At 65.7% G+C, this 17,945-nt stretch carries 13 protein-coding genes; 7 read left to right on the top strand and 6 right to left on the bottom strand.

Features of this window, described 5'->3' with window-relative positions:
• Position 1 precedes the first annotated feature (1 nt).
• Both L324_RS39985 and L324_RS39990 read right to left on the bottom strand, forming a co-directional pair.
• A complete protein-coding gene (locus L324_RS39985) occupies positions 2 to 1,135 on the bottom strand; it encodes a DUF3500 domain-containing protein (RefSeq protein ID WP_051174397.1) in 1,134 nt (377 codons plus the stop codon).
• Between the two features lie 2 nt (positions 1,136 to 1,137).
• Positions 1,138 to 2,229 (bottom strand): zinc-dependent alcohol dehydrogenase, encoded by a 1,092-nt coding sequence (locus L324_RS39990; RefSeq protein ID WP_037321415.1) that lies wholly within the window; start codon positions 2,227 to 2,229, stop codon positions 1,138 to 1,140.
• Positions 2,230 to 2,421: 192 nt separating this feature from the next.
• Between L324_RS39990 and L324_RS39995 the strand changes: the two genes are divergently transcribed.
• Both L324_RS39995 and L324_RS40000 read left to right on the top strand, forming a co-directional pair.
• Entirely contained in the window at positions 2,422 to 3,207 is a 786-nt protein-coding gene (locus L324_RS39995; protein ID WP_037321417.1) for an SDR family oxidoreductase, read from the top strand.
• A gap of 17 nt (positions 3,208 to 3,224) precedes the next feature.
• Positions 3,225 to 4,142, top strand: a complete 918-nt coding sequence (locus L324_RS40000; RefSeq protein ID WP_037321419.1) for a dihydrodipicolinate synthase family protein — start codon at positions 3,225 to 3,227, stop codon at positions 4,140 to 4,142.
• Positions 4,143 to 4,197: 55 nt separating this feature from the next.
• Here the strand turns inward: L324_RS40000 and L324_RS40005 are convergent, their stop codons facing one another.
• Positions 4,198 to 6,156, bottom strand: coding sequence for a YhgE/Pip family protein (locus tag L324_RS40005; RefSeq protein WP_037321421.1), 1,959 nt, complete (start codon positions 6,154 to 6,156; stop codon positions 4,198 to 4,200).
• A complete protein-coding gene (locus tag L324_RS40010) occupies positions 6,156 to 8,855 on the bottom strand; it encodes an MMPL family transporter (RefSeq protein WP_037321423.1) in 2,700 nt (899 codons plus the stop codon). The genes L324_RS40005 and L324_RS40010 overlap by 1 nt, the downstream gene beginning before the upstream one ends.
• A gap of 110 nt (positions 8,856 to 8,965) precedes the next feature.
• Here L324_RS40010 and L324_RS40015 point away from each other — a divergent pair, with 110 nt between their 5' ends.
• The 4 genes from L324_RS40015 (at position 8,966) to L324_RS44190 (ending at position 13,316) form a co-directional block, all read left to right on the top strand.
• Positions 8,966 to 9,637, top strand: coding sequence for a TetR/AcrR family transcriptional regulator (locus tag L324_RS40015; protein ID WP_037321425.1), 672 nt, complete (start codon positions 8,966 to 8,968; stop codon positions 9,635 to 9,637).
• A 484-nt stretch (positions 9,638 to 10,121) separates the two neighbouring features.
• Positions 10,122 to 11,294, top strand: coding sequence for a sensor histidine kinase (locus L324_RS40020; RefSeq protein WP_037321787.1), 1,173 nt, complete (start codon positions 10,122 to 10,124; stop codon positions 11,292 to 11,294).
• Positions 11,295 to 11,296: 2 nt separating this feature from the next.
• Positions 11,297 to 12,055, top strand: a complete 759-nt coding sequence (locus tag L324_RS40025) for a LytR/AlgR family response regulator transcription factor (protein ID WP_037321427.1) — start codon at positions 11,297 to 11,299, stop codon at positions 12,053 to 12,055.
• 940 nt (positions 12,056 to 12,995) lie between these two features.
• Entirely contained in the window at positions 12,996 to 13,316 is a 321-nt protein-coding gene (locus L324_RS44190; RefSeq protein WP_369094795.1) for a hypothetical protein, read from the top strand.
• A 33-nt stretch (positions 13,317 to 13,349) separates the two neighbouring features.
• On the opposite strand, the gene L324_RS43265 is transcribed toward L324_RS44190, so the two are convergent.
• Complete coding sequence (locus L324_RS43265; protein WP_175583838.1) at positions 13,350 to 13,550, bottom strand: type 2 periplasmic-binding domain-containing protein; 201 nt, start codon at positions 13,548 to 13,550, stop codon at positions 13,350 to 13,352.
• A 590-nt stretch (positions 13,551 to 14,140) separates the two neighbouring features.
• On the opposite strand from L324_RS43265, the gene L324_RS40035 reads away from it, so the two are divergent.
• The gene (locus L324_RS40035) at positions 14,141 to 14,548 is read left to right on the top strand and encodes a hypothetical protein (protein ID WP_037321432.1); all 408 of its coding nucleotides are present in this window, start codon (positions 14,141 to 14,143) and stop codon (positions 14,546 to 14,548) included.
• A 377-nt stretch (positions 14,549 to 14,925) separates the two neighbouring features.
• Here the strand turns inward: L324_RS40035 and L324_RS41995 are convergent, their stop codons facing one another.
• A complete protein-coding gene (locus tag L324_RS41995; protein ID WP_081736639.1) occupies positions 14,926 to 17,838 on the bottom strand; it encodes an NACHT domain-containing protein in 2,913 nt (970 codons plus the stop codon).
• Positions 17,839 to 17,945: the final 107 nt, after the last annotated feature.

The raw sequence follows: 17,945 nt of genomic DNA on the forward strand, positions 1-17,945 counted from the left end.
GTCAGTGCGGGTCCGTGGCCCGGTGGGCCGCCAGTGGATCGAGGCCGAAGTCGCCGTCCGGATCACGCCACACCGAATGCGCGTGGTTGGCGTGCCGCTGCGTGTTGTCGTACTCGACGAGCAACCGCGGTCCGGTGAGCCGGTAGTAATGCGGTTCGCCCGGGGCGAGGCTCCCGGCCCAGGCCAGGTGCACGAGGTCGAGGTTGCGGTCGTCGAGGTAGTGGCGGCGGTGGGCGTCGGCGACCGGCTGCGGCGAGCGGTCGGTGTACGTCGCGAGCAGGTCGCGCAACAGCCGCCGCTGCTCGGCCGTCATGTCCTGCCCGGCGACACCCTGCGGCCGCGGCCCGAGGGCGAGCCACGCGTGGTCGGCTTCGGTGTAGCCGGAACCGGTCTCCGCGGTTTCGTCGATCCGATCGACGAGCGCGGCCAGGCGCGGCGTGGGCAGCGGGCCACGGAACAGCTGCTGCATGTGGATCATCCGGTCGCCCGGCCGGACCCGGGCCCGGTTGCCCGAGACGATGTCCGAGACCGCGCGCGGATGAAGGAGAGCCAGGGCCCGTTCGGGCGCGGGAAGCGACCGCATCAGCGTCCGGGCGAGATCTTCGGTCCCGCCGAGCGGCCGCAACATCCCGCCGAGGGCCGGCGAGCAGGCGGGGTCGGCGCCGAGGAACGACGGTGTCACCGCGGCGATCCGCCCGGCCCGCACCAGCAGGTTCACCGACAGGTGATGCCCGCCGACGCGCCAGCCCCAGGTGTCGTCTCCGGGGCGCCCGAACACGCGGACCCAGTACAGGCCCGGATCCCGGCCGCGCTCGCGCCCCCAGTCGACCTGCCACCCTTCGAGTTCGTCGAGGACGTTCTCCAGGCCCATCACGGTGCAGGCGGTGACGTATGCCGGCCGGGTCAGTCCGGTGGCCAGCAGCTGCATGACCAGGCTCTGCTGCCGGGGCGGCAGCTCACGCACCGCGACTCCGCCGTGGTCGGTGGGCGTGTAGAACCACCGGACCCGTTCGGCTTCGACGGCGGGATCGCCGACGGGAAGCTGTTGAGCGCGGGCACGTACGTCCGGTGGCAGCGCATCGAGGAGTTCGGCGGCGACCCGCGTCATGTGCTCGACGGTCGAGTGCTCGTCCATGCTCAGACCGGCTCGTCCGCGATGTCGAGCATGACCTTGATCGCGTCGCCTCTCCGCTCGGCGTAGGTGTCGAACGCTTCGGCCACCTCCTCGAGCGGGAAGTGGTGCGTGACCAGGGCTTCGGTGTCGAGCCGCCCTTGGCCGGCCAAGGCGATGGCGCGGGCGAGGGAACCGGCTCCTTCGCCGCGGACGGTGTGCAGCGTGAGGCCGTTCATGACGGCCCGGTTGAGGTCGGCGGTCACGGGCCGGTCGAAGAAGCCCACCAGGACGATTTTGCCGCCGCGTTTGACGAGCCCCAGCGCGTCGTCGACGGCGGCAGGTGCCCCGGAGCACTCCAGGACGACGTCGACGCCCTGCCCGCCGGTGCTGTCCCGGACCTGCCCGACGGCGGTACCGTCCCGGACGTTCAGGACCGGATCGGCGCCGTAAACCCGCCCCAGCTCCAACCGCGACTCGCGGGTGCCGAGCAGCGCGATCAGGTCCGCGCCGAGCGCCTTCGCCACTTGAACGGCGAGCAGCCCGATCGGTCCTGGGCCGAGGATGGCGACCCGGGCGCCGACGAGCAGATCGCCCAGCACGTCGAAGGCGTGCATGACGGTGCCGACGGTGGTGAGCACGACGCCCGCGTCGAAGCTGATCCCGTCGGGGAGGCGGTGCGCTGTCGAGACGTGGTTGACGACGTAGTCGGCGAACCCGCCGTTGACGGTCATGCCCTGGGTCCGGTGGCCCTTGTCGTGACGGCCGCTGTTCAGGCACTCGGTGTAGGCCCCGGACAGGCAGTTGACGCACCGCATGCAACCCCGGTGGGCTTCGGTGACGACCCGGTCCCCGACGCGGAACTCGTCCACAGTGGACCCGACCGCGACGACGCGGCCGGCGTATTCGTGACCGGGGACGAACGTGCCGGCCGGCGGGCCGCCGTCGGGGAAGAAGGCACGGCTGCGGATCTTGAGATCGGTGCCGCACAGTGAAGCGCGGTGCACCCGCACCAGCACGTCTTCCGGCCCCGGCTCCGGCACCGGCAGCTCCGCCACGCGCATCCGTCCTGGCTCGGCGAGCACGGCCGCCCGCATCACGTCCGGGATCGCGGCCATCAGCTGTTCCTCCTTCGTCGGGGTCCGCCCCAGCTTCGGGTGATCGGGCGCGGGTGTCCAAGACCAAAGCCCGTCGCCGCGGATAGCCGTTCCCTATGGCCATAGGGAACGGCTATGCGAGGGCCGTGGTTTTGGTCTTTGCGCGCCCGGCGCCGGAACCGGTTCGGTGGACCGGGAACCGGAAGGAGCGCAATGGATCTCGGGATCACAGATCGGGTCGCACTGGTGCACGGCGCCGGCGGGGGGCTCGGCGGGGCGGCTGCCCGGCGGCTCGCCGCCGAGGGCGCGGTCGTCGCCGTGGCCGATGTCCGCGCCGACGCGGCGGAACGCACCGCGGAGGCGATCCGGGACGGAGGTGGCCGCGCGCTGTCCCTCGCGTGGGACCTCGGCGACCTGTCGGTGATCGACGCGAACGTCACGCGGGTCGAAGCCGAGCTCGGCCCGGTGGACATCCTGGTCAACAACACCGGCGGTCCGCCGCCGGCCGCTGTGCTCGGCACCCCGTCGACCGTCTGGGCCGATCATTTCCGGTCCATGGTGCTCTCGGTGGTCGCGATCGCCGACCGGGTGGTCCCGCACATGCGCGAGCGCGGCTGGGGCCGGGTCGTGACGAGCGCCAGTTCCGGTGTCGTGGTCCCCATCCCGAACCTCGGCCTGTCCAACTCGCTGCGGTCCGCGCTGCTCGGGTGGTCGAAGACCCTGGCCCGCGAAGTGGGCCGCGCCGGCGTCACCGCCAACGTCGTCGTCCCCGGCCGGATCGGCACCGGCCGCGTCCGCGCCCTCGACGAAAGCCGGGCCGAACGCGAAGGGCGATCGGCGGACCAGGTCGCCGAGGAGAGCATTGCCTCGATCCCGGTCGGCCGCTACGGGGACCCCGCCGAGTTCGCCGCGGTCGTGGCATTCCTCGCCAGTGCCCCGGCCTCCTACGTCACCGGCTCGCTCGTGCGGGTCGACGGCGGCCTCATCCCCAGCATCTGAGCGCGAGGAGCGCCGCCATGAGCTTGATCGACCGGTCCACCAAGGGTGTGTACGCGATCGTGCCGACCCCGTTTCACCCCGATGGGCGGCTGGATCTCGACTCCCTCCGCCGCCTCGTCGACTTCTACGCCGCCGCCGGCGTCGATGGCCTGACCGTGCTGGGGCAGCTGGGTGAAGCGCCGAAGCTGACCCACGACGAAGCCATCGAGATCGTCCGCGTGGTCCTCGACCGGACCGAGCAGCCGGTCGTCGTCGGCGTGTCCGCACCCGGCTTCGGCTCGATGCGCACCCTCACCGACCAGGTCATGTCCCAGGGTGCGGCGGGCGTGATGATCGCGCCGCCGGCCGGCCTGCGGACCGACGACCAGATCGTCGGCTACTACACCCAAGCCGCCGCCGCGCTCGGTACCGGCGTGCCGATCGTCGTACAGGACTACCCGCTGACGTTCTCCGTCGTCATGTCCGTGCCGGTGCTGCGGCGGATCACGAACGAGGTGGCGTCGGTGGTGATGCTCAAGCACGAGGACTGGCCGGGCCTGGAGAAGGTCAGCGCACTGCGCACGGCAGAAGCGGACGGCGAGATGCCACGCCTCTCGATCCTCTGCGGCAACGGCGGCCTGTTCCTCGACTTCGAGCTGGACCGCGGAGCCGACGGCGCCATGACCGGTTACTGCTTCCCCGAACTGCTGGTCGACGTCGTCCGCCTGGCCGGCGAGGAACGGCACGACCTCTTCGACGCCCACCTTCCCCTGATCCGCTACGAGCAGCAGCCGGGTATCGGTCTCGCGGTCCGCAAGTACGTGCTGCACCGGCGCGGCTTGCTGGCCGCCGACGCCCAGCGCAAGCCGGGACGAGCCCTCACCAAGACCGAACGCGACGAGGTGGATCTGCTGCTCGAGCGGCTCGGCAGGCACGATCCGCGCGCCCGGATCTGAGGTTCGGCGGAACAGCTCCCGAGGCGCGGGAAGCCCAGCGGAGCTGTCCTCTCGGTCAGACGGTGGCGAGCGGGTGCGCGTGGCGAAGCCGGACGCTCTTGGCGGACAGGTAGCGGCGGCGATCGGTGATCAGGATCGACACGAGCGTGCCGACCACGAGCCACGCGGCGAGCTGGGCGACCCCGGTCGTGAGGCCGGTGCCGTCGGTGGCCGCGGCACGCAGTGCGAGGACGGCGCCGTGGGTCGGGAGGTAGTCCGCGAAGGCGTACAGCGGTCCGGGGAGCGTCGAGACGACGCCCGTCGCGCCCGCCAGGACCAGCACGGCCAGAGACGCTATCCGACCGGCGCGGCCGAAGATCGCGGTGGCGGCCTGGTTGAGCGCGACGAACGCCGAGGCGGCCAGCAGCGCGATCAGCAGGAAGCCGAGGGTGCCGGCGACGCCCAGTTTCAGGACGGGGACGGCGATCGCGGTGATGGCGAGCGCCGCCAGGGCCGCCGCGGTCGCCCCTGGGATGGCGGCTCGGAGGATGATCCGCCAGGTGGGTTCGCGCGCGGTCAGGACGCCGTCCGGCACGGCGCGGGTGACGATGTAGGTGGCCAGGGCCAGCGCCCAGAGCGCGAGCGCGGCGAACAGCGTGAGGGCCAACGTGCCGATCGGAGTGCCGTCGGTCGTGGCGATACTGGGATCCGCGGCGACGGTCTTGAGGTGCGCGCGTTCGGTGTCGGTGTAGGACGGCACCTGGTCACGGCCCTTGCCCAGCTGGGCGGCGAGTTGCCCGGCGCCGTCGTCGACCTTTTCGGCACCATTCTTCAGCTGTCCGGCTCCGGAGGCGAGCTTCTGCGCACCTGAGTTCGCCTGCCGGACGCCGCTGTCGAGTTGCCTCGCGCCACTGGCGGCGGAGGCGATGCCGTCGGCCAGCTGCCGGGACTTCGACGCGAGTTGAGCGTTGCCGTCGGCGACTTTGCGGGCCCCGGTGGCGAGGGCCTGAACGGAGTCGCGGGCCTTCACGGCGTTGGCGCGGACGGCCGCCTTGACACCGTCGATTTTCGCCGCGTCGGTCGTGAACCGGTTCGCGGCCTGCCGGAGCTCGCCGCAGAACGCCGGGGTGCCGGCGCACGCGTCGGCGAGCTGCCGGAACCGCGTCGCGGCGCTGCCCGCCGACGGGACGGCGTCGATCGCGGCGATGATCCGGTTGGCCAGCGGCACGACGACACCGGCGAGCTGTTCGTTGCCGTCCGCGACCTGATCGGCACCGTCGGCCAGCTGCCGGGTCAACGCGGGCAGCCGCGCGGTGTCCCGCTCGGCCTGGGTGAGGCCGGAGGCCAGCTTGCCGGAGCCGGCGGCGAGCTGCGCGGTCCCGTCCGCGAGCTGGTCGGCGCCGGTGCGCAGTTGCCCGGCGGCGGCGTCCAGCTGACGGGTTCCGTCGGCGAGCTGTGCCGCGCCGTCGGCGGCTTGGCCGACTTGCCGGTGGAGGGTGGTGAAGCCGATGTACACGTTGTCCAAATAGGTCTGCACGACCTGCTGGTTCAACGTCCGTTGCGTGGCCTGGGCGATGTGGTCCGCCAGGCCAGGATCGCCGACGCCGGCCGCGTCGGACGTCCGCACCAGCATCTCTGCCTGGCGGGCGTCGAGGGGCTTGGCGGTGGCAGCTGAGGTGGCGCGGGCGGAGAAGTCCTTTGGGATCGTCACCGTGGCCGCGTAGCTGCCGTCGGCCAAGCCGTCGGCGGCATCGTCGGCGTCGGTGAGCACCCAGTCGTAGGCCGAATCTTCGCTGTGGGTCAGGTATCCCGCGAGCTGCCGGCCGAGCGGGATGGTCTGGCCGTTGACCTGAACGGGTTCGTCATTGTTGACCACAGCGGCCTTCGCGGTGCCGTGGTTGGCCTCCGGTGTCCAGAACGCCCACGTGAGCAGGCCCATGATGATGAGCGGCACGGCGATGAGGCCGGTCCAGGTGCGCCAGGTCAGCGGCCCGGTGGCGAGGGCGCGAGCGGAATCGGCGAAGGGCTTGAGCATCAGGAGACCTCGGCGGGCTGGACGGCGGTGAGGGTGCGCAACTGGGCGGCGGCGGGCAGCAAATCCCGGATGCGCTCGGGGTCCTGGCAGGTCAGCACGAAGGTGGCGGCTTCACCGGCGTCGGTGAAGCGGTCGGCGAGCAGGGCGCGGACCCGGTCGCGGACGTCGGTGCGCAGTACGAGGTCGACGTCGTCGACGACGATCAGTCCGGCGTCATCGTGCAGGGCGCCGGAGATCTGCCGGGCGGCGTCGGCTGTGGTCCGGCACGGGACGACGGCGACGTCACGGCGCAGGGCGTGGGTGTGCTGGGGCAGGACGCGGCCGAGCACCTTGAGGTCGCCGGTGAACTTGGTGACGCGCCCGGCGAGCGTGTAGAGCAGGGCGGTCTTGCCGCAGGCGCCGGTGCCGTGCAGCACGAGGACTCCCCCTCGCGGCAGATGCAGGTCGAGGCCGGTGTAGACCGGGCGGCCCCGGTCGTCCTCCAGCCGCAGCGCGCGGGCGCTGATCGCCTCGGTGCTGCCTGGCGCGGGCCAGTCGGCCAGCCGCAGCTCGTGCACCAGCGCGTCGCCTTCGGCGTCGAACACCGGCAGCACCCGGTCGAGCTTCCGCGGCAGCCCCCAGGCGCGGCGGCCCAGCAGCGCCAGCACCGCGGGCACCAAGGTCATGCGCACGATGAAGGCGTCGACGAAGACACCGACGGCGAGGCTGAACGCGATCGGCTTGATGGTGGCACTGCCTTCGGGGACGAACGCGGCGAACACCGCGAACATGATCACCGCCGCCGCGACCACCACGCGTGAGGCCGAGATGAACCCGGATTCGATCGCGTGGTGTGGATCGCCGTTGTGGACGTAGTCCTCACGGATTCGCGAGACGAGGAAGACCTCGTAGTCCATCGCGAGTCCGAAGAGGACACCCATGAGGATGATCGGCAGAAAGCTGATCACGCTGCCGGTGTGCGTCACGTCGAGGGCGTCCGCGAGGTGCCCTTGGACGAACACGAAGGACGTCGCGCCGAAGGCCGCGGCGACCGAGAGCAGGTAGCCGGCGGTGGCCTTGATCGGCACCCAGATCGAGCGGAACACCATGGCCAGCAGGATCAGCGAGAGTCCGACGACGAGGATGCCGAACAGCAACAGGGCGCTGCCGAGCTGGGCGGAGACATCGATACCGACGGCGGTGATGCCGGTGACCGCGGTCTGCGTGCCGTAGGTGTCGAGGAAGTGCGGTTCCAGCCCGCGTAACCGGGCCACCAGGTCGTCGGTCTGCGCGGAGTCCGGCGCGGTCGTGGGGATGACCTGGATGATGCCGGTGTCGCCCTTGGGATTCGGGGTGGATAGAGGGACCGAGGCGACGCCGGGGACGTGCCGGATCTCGTCGGCGATCTTGTCGACCAGGCCGATCGGGTCGGTGCTGGTGATGATGTCGGCGGTGACGATCAACGGGCCGTTGTAGCCGGGGCCGAAGTGTTCGCTGACGACGTCGTAGGTGTCGCGGGCCGGGCTGCCATGCTCCTCGGTGCCGCTGTCCGGCAGCGCCAGCCGCAACGAACTCGCGGGAATCGCGCAGATCGCCAGCCCGGCGACCACGACCAGCACGGTGATCAGTGGCGCCTTCGTCGCGGTGCGCACCCACCAGCGCGCGATCCGCGGCTTGCGGCGGCGCCGCTTCGGTTTCGGTGTGCGCGGCCGCAATCGCTTGCCCGCGAAGGACATCAGCGCCGGCACCAGCGTGACGGCGATCGCGACCGCCAGGGCCACGGCGACCGCGGCGGCGATGCCCATGGTGGTCAGGAACGGGATGCCCGCCACCGCCAGCCCGAGCAGGGCGATGACGACGGTCAACCCGGCGAAGATGACCGCCGAGCCGGCGGTGGCGGTGGCCCGGGCGATCGACTCCTCGACGTCGAGGCCCTCGCCCAGCTGATCGCGGTGCCGGGACAGCAGGAACAAGGCGTAGTCGATACCGACCGCGAGCCCGATCATCACCGCCAGCATCGGCGCGGTCGATGAGATCGGCGTGACCAGTGTGGCGAGGTAGATGAGCCCGACAGCGACGCCGACCCCGAGGATCGCGGTGAGCAGCGGCATGATCGCGGCGATCAGGGACCGGAACATCAGCACCAGGACCAGCAGGGCGATGAGCAGGCCGATGCCCTCCGTCGGACTGAGCTTCGGGACCCGGTCGGAGAACGCGTCGCCGCCGGTGCGGACCTTCGCGCCGGTGGCGGTCCCGAGGTCGGCGGCGATCGCGGAGAGCTGCGTCTTCGTGGCCGGGTCGACCTGGGCGAGCTGCACCTTCAACGGCACGGCGATCAAAGCGGCCCGGTCGTCGTCGGACACCGCGCCGTCGACGTTCTCGTCGAACGGGTTCACGACGGTGGCGACCTGGTCGAGCTTCCCGATCCGCGTCACCGCCTGCGCCACCGCCGCGCGATTCGGCGGCGTGTCGGCTTTCGCGCCGTCGGGAACGACGAGGACCAGCTGAGCCGACGTGCCACTGACCTCGGGGAAGACCCGGCCCAGGTGATCCAGCGCGTCCTGCGACTCCGACCCGGGGATCGCGAAGGCATCGTCGGTGCCCTGACTGGCCAGCAGCGCGGCGCCGCCGGCCAGGGCGAGGACCACGACCCACAACGCGAGGACGAGCACGCGCGCCCGGGCGGCGGCCCGGCCGAGCCGATAGAGGAAGGACGACACGAGGACTCCTGACCACGTTGGATACGTCGTGTATCGTAATGCACGATGTATCCGATGCACAGTGCATCGCATCACTCCTCCGAGTGGACCGCGGAAAGTAGGGTGACCGCATGAAGACCAGCGGGGCGAGCCTCGGGAACACAAAGGGCATGACCCGCCGGCGCGCGGAAACGCGGCGGCGCGTCATCGAGGCGGCCTACGACGTCTTCACCGAGCTGGGAATCCGCGATGCGCCGGTCGAGCTGATCTGCGACCGCGCGGGATTCACCCGCGGCGCCTTCTACTCCAACTTCGCCAGCAAGGAGGAGTTATTCCTCGCGGTCTACGAGGTGCGGATGCAGGAACGCGCCGAACGGCTGCGCATGGCGGTCGACGAAGCCACCACAGCCGTCGATCCGGTGTCCGCGGACGCCGTCACGCGCGTACTGCAGAAGGCGGGCGCGCTGTTCATGGAGTCACTGACCGCGGACGAGACCTGGTACCTGCTCAACGCCGAATTCCGTGCGCAGGCCTTGCGCCAGCCTGAACTGCGCGCACCTACCGCGGCCGCCGAACGCCGGTTCCACGACGCTCTCGCCGGGATCCTGCTCGACCTGCTCGGCCGGCTGGGCCTGCGCCTGACCGTCGAACCCGAGAGCGCCGTCATCACCATCGTCCGGCTGTACGAGACCTTGCTCGAACGAGCGATCCTCGACGAACTGCCCGACCGGGCCGACAACCGCTACGTGACCCAGGTACTGCCCCGCCTGCTGACCGCCCTGGTCGCGCCGAGCGACGGCTGACTCTGCTTTCCCACCAACCCGGCGCAGTGAGGGTCAACGACCGTTCGCGCAGATCCGGTCGGCTGTGGCGCATTCGGTCGGCCGACAGCCGTGTGTGCTTTGCGCCAGCGGCGCTCGAGACGGCGGAGCAAGCGTCGCCCGACTTCAGGAGCGACGTGGCTATAAGTCTCGACGATGCGGTTGTCGAGCCGGTGCCCCTAGCCGTCGGGCTTGGGCGATCTCGGGGATACCGTCGGCGATCATCCACGTCTTGCGACTGTGCCGGAGTCCATGGAACGTCAGACCCGACCGGATCGGCTCGATCGACACAGCGGCGTCGGGACGGTGAGGTTCCGTCAACCGCGGGTCAGACCACCCCCGAACGGGTCGTTCATCGCAAGTCGACATTGCCGGTCTCCAGGGAAGTAGAGGCGGCTTCAGCTCGGCGTTTGGGCTTGGTTGCGTCGGTGACGGGCATGGAACATCCTTATCGCGGGGAGGTGCCATGGCAGTCGCCACACTTGGCGTGCTTACCGTCGTGTCTGCCGCCGCCGCGATCTGGTTCTTTTTCCGCGGACGCCGTGATCGTGGAATTCCCCCAGAGGCGGTGTACCAGTTGCTGCACGCTGTATCCGCGGTCCGAGAGCACTTTTCGGAAGAGGCTGCCGAACGACTCACTGAGCGGCTACGCGTCTTGCTGGACTGTGTCGCTGTCGGCATCGCTGACGCTGAGGGTGGCTTATTGAGTTGGACGGGCGCGGCCGACCATCATTACGTCGACCTTGTCGACCACATCAAGTCCGTCTTCAGTGACCGACGAACGGCCGTTGTCGCGCACGACGACCTTTCGAGCTCATCCTGCCGGTCGTGCGGAATGGGCGTCACGATGCTCGTCCCGCTGATCGTCGACGGCGAGCCCCAGGGGAGCCTGATCGTGGCCGCCAAGAGTCGCACTCCAGAGTTGGGCCTGATGGTCGACGTCGTGGCAGAGTTCGTCCGCGTCCAGCTCGACCTCGGCCGCCGCGACGAGTCCGCACACGCTCTCCAGATCGCCGAGATCAAAGCGCTCCGAGCGCAGATCTCCCCGCACTTCCTCTACAACGCCCTCAACGGGATCTCAGGGCTGATCCGGACGGACCCCGATACAGCCCAGGAGCTCATGCAGGATTTCGCCGACTTCGCCAGGTACTCCTTCCGCACATCCGGCATGTTCACCACGCTGGCCGAGGAGTTTCGGAACATCGATCGCTACCTGACGATCCACCAGGCCCTCTACGCCGGGCGGCTCGGCGTCCGGATGAAGATCGCACCCGAAGTGCTGAGTGTGGTGGTGCCCTTCCTCGTCCTGCAGCCCCTGGTGGAGAACGCCGTCAAGCACGGACTGGCCGGTAAACCGGGCGGTGGCACCGTCACCATCATTGCGAACGACTCGGGCGACGAAGCGGTGATCAGCGTGGACGACGACGGTCTCGGCATGGATCCCGAACGGCTCAGGTCTGTGAGCAGCCAGCACAAGACCGGCCAGCACATCGGCCTCGGCAACGTTAACGCCCGGATGCAGCAGACTTTCGGCAGCGGATACGCCCTGATGGTCGAAACCGCGGAGGGCGCAGGGACCAAGGTAACCCTGCGGCTGCCGAAGTTCATGCCAGGGGTACAGCGGAAGGTGAAGGAGTGAGAGTGGCCCCTGGGTTGAGAGTGCTGACAGTGGACGACATGCCCGCCGCGCTCGACCGGATCGCCCGGCTTCTTCGCGAGAGTCCGGAAGTCGCCGAGGTCAGCACCGCGGACGACCCTCTCACCGCGTTGAACATGATCCGGACCGCACGCTTCGACGCGGTCTTCATCGACATCTCGATGCCGGGTATGAACGGCATCGACATGGGCGGCCTCCTGGCGAAGCTGGCCGACCCACCCGCGATCGTGTTCGTGACCGCCTACGACGAACACGCCGCCGACGCCTACGACCTCGGGGCAGTCGACTATCTCCGCAAACCGGCCAGCCCCGACCGGGTCGCCGCCGCACTGCGGCGCGTGATGAGGACGCTGCCATCCACCGAACCGGCACGCTCACCCGTCCCGGACTCCTTGACCGCGATACCGGTGGAGACACGAGGCCGCACGAGATACATCAAGCGCCGCGAGATCGTCTTCGTCGAAGCCTGCCGGGATACCGTCAAGCTTCACACCTTCTCCGGGGTCCATCCGGCGCGGATGTCCATCTCTCAGCTGACCGAGGCGTGGGAGGACGCCGGCTTCGTACGCACCCACCGCAGCTTCCTCGCCGCCATCAGCGCGATCACCGAATTGCGCAGCGACCCCACCGGAAGCCTGGTGGCGCATACAGAGCTCGGTGATGTGCCGATCAGCAGGCGACATGCTCGAGCGGTACGTGAACGTCTGTTCCGAGCGGCGACCACGGAAGACCCCGAGTACTGATCTTCTGTCGGCCCCGTCAGAAACGACCCCGTGCAGCGACCGCTCGTCAGCCCGCTCGTACCGCTGGTCGACCGTTGGTTGTCGGCCCATGGTCGGGCGTCCACAAGCGATACCACCGGTACGAGCGACTGCCTAGCATGGCATTCCACCGTCAGGCAGCGAACCCACAGCAACGCAGGCTGCCGCGGCGCCGCGATTGGCCAACCTGGCGCCGGCGTCCCCAAACCAACGAGTACAGGTCGGCGTTTCAACTCGACGACCAAGCAGGACAGGAGCGTCAAGCATTTCTACAGCTGTGATTACTTTAGTGGCGGTCCTTTCCCTGTTCTGCCTGACCGCGCTCAGCCTCCATCTGGCCACTGGCCCCACGGACGGATACTTCAAGGTCAAGTTCGGCCCGTTCTTGTTCGAGTACGGTGCTTACCCGAGAAGGAGTGACGACGGGCCGCCTCCGAACGAGCAACCGCTCAAGGCAGCCGGAAAAAGACCGCCTGACGCGGCCGAATCTTCCGCACCATGACTTCGCCGTGGTTGTTGCCAACACCGGCCGGACCGAAACAACACCGGAAGAGCTGCCCTCTCTGACGGCGGCATCGCCCCGCCGAGGCCGCGGCCGCGGCGAATTTGGCCCAGTTCCAGCGCGACCCTGACATCGGCCGCGCGAGGCTCGGAGGCACTCGGACAGGAACAGCCGTGTGTTACATCGGCACCCAAGAGGTACTGGCCGCTCATCGGCATGAGCGGACGTCGGGACGGCTCGATCAGCGGCAGGGGCCGAAGTAATACCGACTAACGTCGATCACCGAATCGTTCGTGAACACCCGGCCACCTCCGGGGAGGCGAAACCTGCACATTTCCGTGTCAGAAACTCTAGTTGCGAGGCATCCACCCGGCCACCACCGGACCGACGAACATCATGGCACTGGCCATCTGCCGGGACATGAACGCGCTCTATGACTTCCTCACCCAGCGTATCGGCGCACTGCGCGGCGTGGTGCAGGTGGAAACCGCACCGGTAGCGCGCCGCGCCAAACGCGATGGACCCCTCCTCGCTCCACGCCAATGGTGGGCGCGGCGAGGCCGCGTTCCCGGATACGCCGGCACAGCACGACCACGAGCGGCACCTGAAGCAGCCACCACAGCGCCAGCGGCACAGAACCGTCGGCCACGTCGCTGCCCAGGACGACGCTCTGCCAGAGCCCGGTCAGGTACACCACCAGAGCGTCGTAGCGGTGGATCACTCGCCACACGCGCCTGCTGACACGGCGACGTAAGTAGCACGCGATCGCCGTCGTCACCGCGACACACAGCCGATCACGATTCCGTCCCGTGCTCGCCGGGCGATCGCCTCTCCATACGGCCAAAGCGCCATGGTCCGGTACAGGATCGCGCCGACGACCGGCAGGTAGACGACGTCCGGGCGGACGTTCACGGTGGCCAGCGAGGCGGGCACCAGTGCAACGGCCCGCCCGAGAGAGACCGCGGGTTCCACCACCGCGGCGAAGGGGAATCAGGGTGCTGACACACTGCCTCTCACCACCTCGCCGAGGGCTGAGCAGAAAATCTTGTGCCGCACGACAGAGAGCTCACCCCGCAGATTATTCTCCGGTTGACAACTCCTTCCCTTCCCATTGACACGACCACATCCAGTGGTCGATCCTTCACTCGGCTGGCATGCCAAGGGATGCCGAGTTACATGCTGCCGAGTCGGCGATAATTCCGCGGGCGGCTCTTCCATGGATGCGGCAGGCGCTTGGTCGGGGTACCGCGGCACAAACGGGCTTACTACCTCTGCAGGCCCAGCAACAACAACCGCGAGGTTCACCGACCACGAGAACGCTCTCTACCTTCGAGAAGACGCCCTGCTCGACGCCGTCGCCAGGTTCTTCGCCGACCGCGTGTTCGGTCCTGACCGTCGCGCGGTCCTCGAAGCCGACCTGGCCGGTGCCGATGATCACGCCACATCCGAACGAGAGGAAGAACGAGCCCGGATCCAGCGACAGCTCGCAGAGATCGCCAAGAAGCAAGCATCGATCCTGACGCAAGCACAGCAAGGGGACCCGGACGATTCCCTTACAGCCCGCTTTGCGGGGCAGCTACAACGAACTAGCCAAGGACGAGAAGCAACTCCCGGCGAAGATCACCGCTCTGGACGAGGCGGACTCGGCGACACCTCGAGGTATGACAGCCGATGAACTGCCACTGATCGACGCGCTTCCTTATCTCGCCGTCAACCTCGCAAAAGCGCCAGAACCGTATCTACGGGCGCTGTTCGAAGCCGTCCAGCTCGCCATCATGGTCCACGACGACGGCGAACATGCGACAATCACGATCAAGCTCCCGGCAGACCAGCTGCCGGAGATCACTCACGTAGCGGAAAGGATCACCGACGTGACGCCCTCCCACGAACTCCGGCGCGCGGACGCGCCTGAGCTTGTGGGGATGTTGTCTGTGCCCCCGGTGAGATTCGAACTCACACTGGACGGGTTTTGAATCCGACCACGAAGTAGCCCGTGACCTGCACGAACGTCGCACGTCGTCAGGATTTGGGGGTGAGGCGGGGGTGACGGACGCTTAGGACTCGTCTCACGCGCCCCCGGCTACGACCGGAGGCGTTGGGCTCCGAACAAGCTCAATGCCGGGTGCGAGGTCTCCACCGCCCCGGCTACCCGGACCTGGGACCCTGACGTTCGCGTAAGTGCGGACATGTCTAGGTTGATCGTCAGGCAGAAATGTGGTTAATGGTCTGCCTCCACTAGTTCTAGTTGGCCCGGCGGTGAGGTTCGGAAACATGCCGGACAGGGACCTTGTGCGACTTCGTGGGTGAGAGAGGGTCCAGCGACACCAAGAAGCGTCGATGTCAGGGTGCTTTACGGTCCCATCTGCGGCCCCTGAGTGGCGACAAAACTTACTTCATTTCGAGCCCATGCTCTTAAGAGCTCGCCTGCCATGCCGTCGATACCGACCGCATTTTGGGCATTGAAAGTGCCGAGCTGCCTGTCTTTTGCCAATTGCATGATGCGATTATCCAGCAGCAATGCGCGCAACCTATTCCGCTTAGGCCGACTTGGATCATCCTCAAATTCAGGATCAAGCAGCCTGACATCAATTGGAATCCGAAGTTCCAGCGGTGGCAACACGAGCAAGGCTGCGCCTACAAATTCATCATCGGCCAGCGGGCTGGTGTGCGAGTAATCTACTCCGTCGTCGACGAGAAACTGGTTCTCCTCAATATCTTTAACCGTCAGCCAGGGAGGCTCGGGAAGGCTATTTCCCCACATTCCAATGGTGCGCAGCATCGCCCTGCATCGCTTGCCATGATCACCGGAGGCTGTCAGGGCGCCATATGGAATCCAGTATGCTCCAGGCACTCTAGCCCAGCCGTAAAACTCGTTTTTGCTTGGGTGGAACATGGAACGATACCGATCAATCGCCCTATTGGACGAGTTTCGCACTTTGGTTATGTTGTCAATAGTTTCGCATCCTTCAAAAACCGACGCTGCCCGAAGAGCTGCGTTTTCGAATGCCTCGCGCTCTAAAGAATCCCAGTTAGCTTGAATAAAATTCAAGCGCCATTTTAGCCAGCGCGGCTCATTGGGACCTGGATTACTCAGCAAGATCCTCAACTCGATCGTTTCGTCGACTAGACCAAGGAGCATAAACCATGTTGATGTTCGAACCTCTGGGCTTGAGCTTTCAATTCTAGATTTAAACTCGGTTGTCAGCTGATCTTCGACAATTTCCCAAGATCGTTGCGAAGACATAAGGAGTAGGTAGTTAAGTGGACGTCGAGCGGTATGTCCTTCACGTGGCCCGCGCCTTTCGAAGGCGAGAGCGGCTACGCGAGCTGTGAGATCCCGAACTAACTGGGGTGCAGGCACATGGAAATCGAGACATCGACAGATAAACGCTAGAACGTTCGCACGACCCTCTACTGCGCGCTTTATCTTGTCAGTTAGTAGAATCTCTAGAATTCGATTGGCGCCATTGGCTCGGTTCTTGTTCTCAATTTGCACCGCCAGTTGAGCAACAACATCCCATTCGCCCTTTGATATACGCGGCAGCAGCTGACGTGCTAACCGCTCAGATGACTCCGACCTGCGAGATAATTCATATGCAGTGAAGTACTCCAGGAATGTTCTGTGCGTGAACTTGTAGAGCGATTCGCCATCTGCGGTAGTACCCGCGTCTGAGAAGACCCATGCCCGCCCTTTGCAGAATGAAATGAACTGTTGGGCCGCCTTCTTTGCTTGCGCCTCATGCTCGAATGCGGAATTAAGAAGAAACTGCGTAGTTTCCTTGACTAGATCGTGTTCGCGTACTCCCTCACTGGAATCATCTCTCGTGAATATCCACCAAGCTAAATGCTTTAGTGCGACATCCACGAGGTGTGCGACTTCGACATCTACATAGATTCTTCGGGAGCTATCCCACTTGTCAAAGAGCATCGTTGCACACTTCTCGTACAACTCTGGCCTATTTCGGGGTATATACTTTTCCCCCCGATACATGATGCACATCAGGGATAGCATTAAGGGGTTTCCCCGCAAGTCGGAGACAACCGAGCTTTCCTCCATAAAAGATCGAGCCAGGTCGGCGGGTGTGTGAACATCATCCGATGCGGCTCGTTCAAACCAATTGCTGACGTACTCTCTAACCTGGTCATCCGAAAATCGAGTGATTCGCATTACGTCGAAGGTCGAGTCATCGACTGGCGCTTCTTGGTATCCAACCTCTCTGGACGTGACAAGAACTCTTGCTAGCGGATACAGCGAGCAGAACATCTCAACTATATCCGTTACTTCTCGACGTCGAGAAGTATCAATCAACTCGTCAAGACCGTCGAAGATAACCTGAGCTTTGCCTGATAGAAGCAACATCTCTACGGCGCCAGGCGGCGGTTTGACTTGATAGAAGGAGTTCAGTCGCATCTCGATGAACTCTAGTATCGAAGGGTGATTTGGCTCCCCCACTGGGAAATCGCGCAGGATTATTAAGAATGGAACCAAGTCGTCATTAGATTGAGCTAGCCTGTGGGCGAGGACTGCGGCCGCTGTCGACTTGCCACCGCCAGGATCTCCCAGAATGACAGTTCTATCGATGCCTCTTTGTATGTTCGAGAGAGTTGAAGACCTTGCTTCTCCGTCATGGGAAAAGATCAAGCGGGCGTCAACGTATAGATCTTCGACTGGAAAGCGCCGCTTCCTCTCAAAGTCTGGCAGTACAATACTTCCGTGCTTTACGACTACCTGCTTCCGATATTTGCCAACAAACTTTTCGAATTCGACAGCTTTCTTTTCATCGCCACCGGCTAAAGCTTCACAGTGGCGCTCAATCGCGTTGAGCGTATTTCGAATTAGGGAATAGTTGGCGTTAGACTTGATTCTTTCAATGATATCTTTCTTGCCCTTTGAAACCACGCTCACAACTTCAGCGCATCGATCGTTGATGTACTGAAATAGGACCAAGGCGACTCGGTCAACCTCGCGCTGGCCTGGCAGGCTTATCCTCGCGCATAAATAGCTCCGAAAACTCGATTCAATCCTCTTTGCGTGATGATCCGGATCGCCAACCAGGCGCAAGGCCAGTAGTTCATGGATTAGAGACTTGACTTCAATTGAGTCAATAGCCCGCACAATGATTTCCGGGGCGATCGTCGTCGACAATGCGAGAGTTATATTGGTCACATCGACGGTAGCGACAATATCTTCGCTCGCAAGTCGAGAAGCCAGATCTGCGTCTTGACGGGCACTTTTGCCTTTTGTTTTGCTGGCAGCCCCCATGAGGCGAACGCTAAGGTCGCCTACAGCCCTTGTTATCAGACCGGCAATAACGCTCTCAAGCAATGGCACTGATATGACCCCTCCTAGTGCGAAAGTCGTGATTTTTC

This window comes from Amycolatopsis orientalis DSM 40040 = KCTC 9412, from assembly GCF_000478275.1.
In the GTDB taxonomy this organism is placed as follows: domain Bacteria; phylum Actinomycetota; class Actinomycetes; order Mycobacteriales; family Pseudonocardiaceae; genus Amycolatopsis; species Amycolatopsis orientalis.

What these genes read in the sequence shown, in the direction of transcription:
- L324_RS39985 (WP_051174397.1), bottom strand. Translation starts at nt 1,135, where the DNA reads ATGGACGAGCACTCGACCGTCGAGCACATGACGCGGGTCGCCGCCGAA.
- L324_RS39990 (WP_037321415.1), bottom strand. Translation starts at nt 2,229, where the DNA reads ATGGCCGCGATCCCGGACGTGATGCGGGCGGCCGTGCTCGCCGAGCCA.
- L324_RS39995 (WP_037321417.1), top strand. Translation starts at nt 2,422, where the DNA reads ATGGATCTCGGGATCACAGATCGGGTCGCACTGGTGCACGGCGCCGGC.
- L324_RS40000 (WP_037321419.1), top strand. Translation starts at nt 3,225, where the DNA reads ATGAGCTTGATCGACCGGTCCACCAAGGGTGTGTACGCGATCGTGCCG.
- L324_RS40005 (WP_037321421.1), bottom strand. Translation starts at nt 6,156, where the DNA reads ATGCTCAAGCCCTTCGCCGATTCCGCTCGCGCCCTCGCCACCGGGCCG.
- L324_RS40015 (WP_037321425.1), top strand. Translation starts at nt 8,966, where the DNA reads ATGAAGACCAGCGGGGCGAGCCTCGGGAACACAAAGGGCATGACCCGC.
- L324_RS40020 (WP_037321787.1), top strand. Translation starts at nt 10,122, where the DNA reads ATGGCAGTCGCCACACTTGGCGTGCTTACCGTCGTGTCTGCCGCCGCC.
- L324_RS44190 (WP_369094795.1), top strand. Translation starts at nt 12,996, where the DNA reads ATGAACGCGCTCTATGACTTCCTCACCCAGCGTATCGGCGCACTGCGC.
- L324_RS41995 (WP_081736639.1), bottom strand. Translation starts at nt 17,838, where the DNA reads ATGGGGGCTGCCAGCAAAACAAAAGGCAAAAGTGCCCGTCAAGACGCA.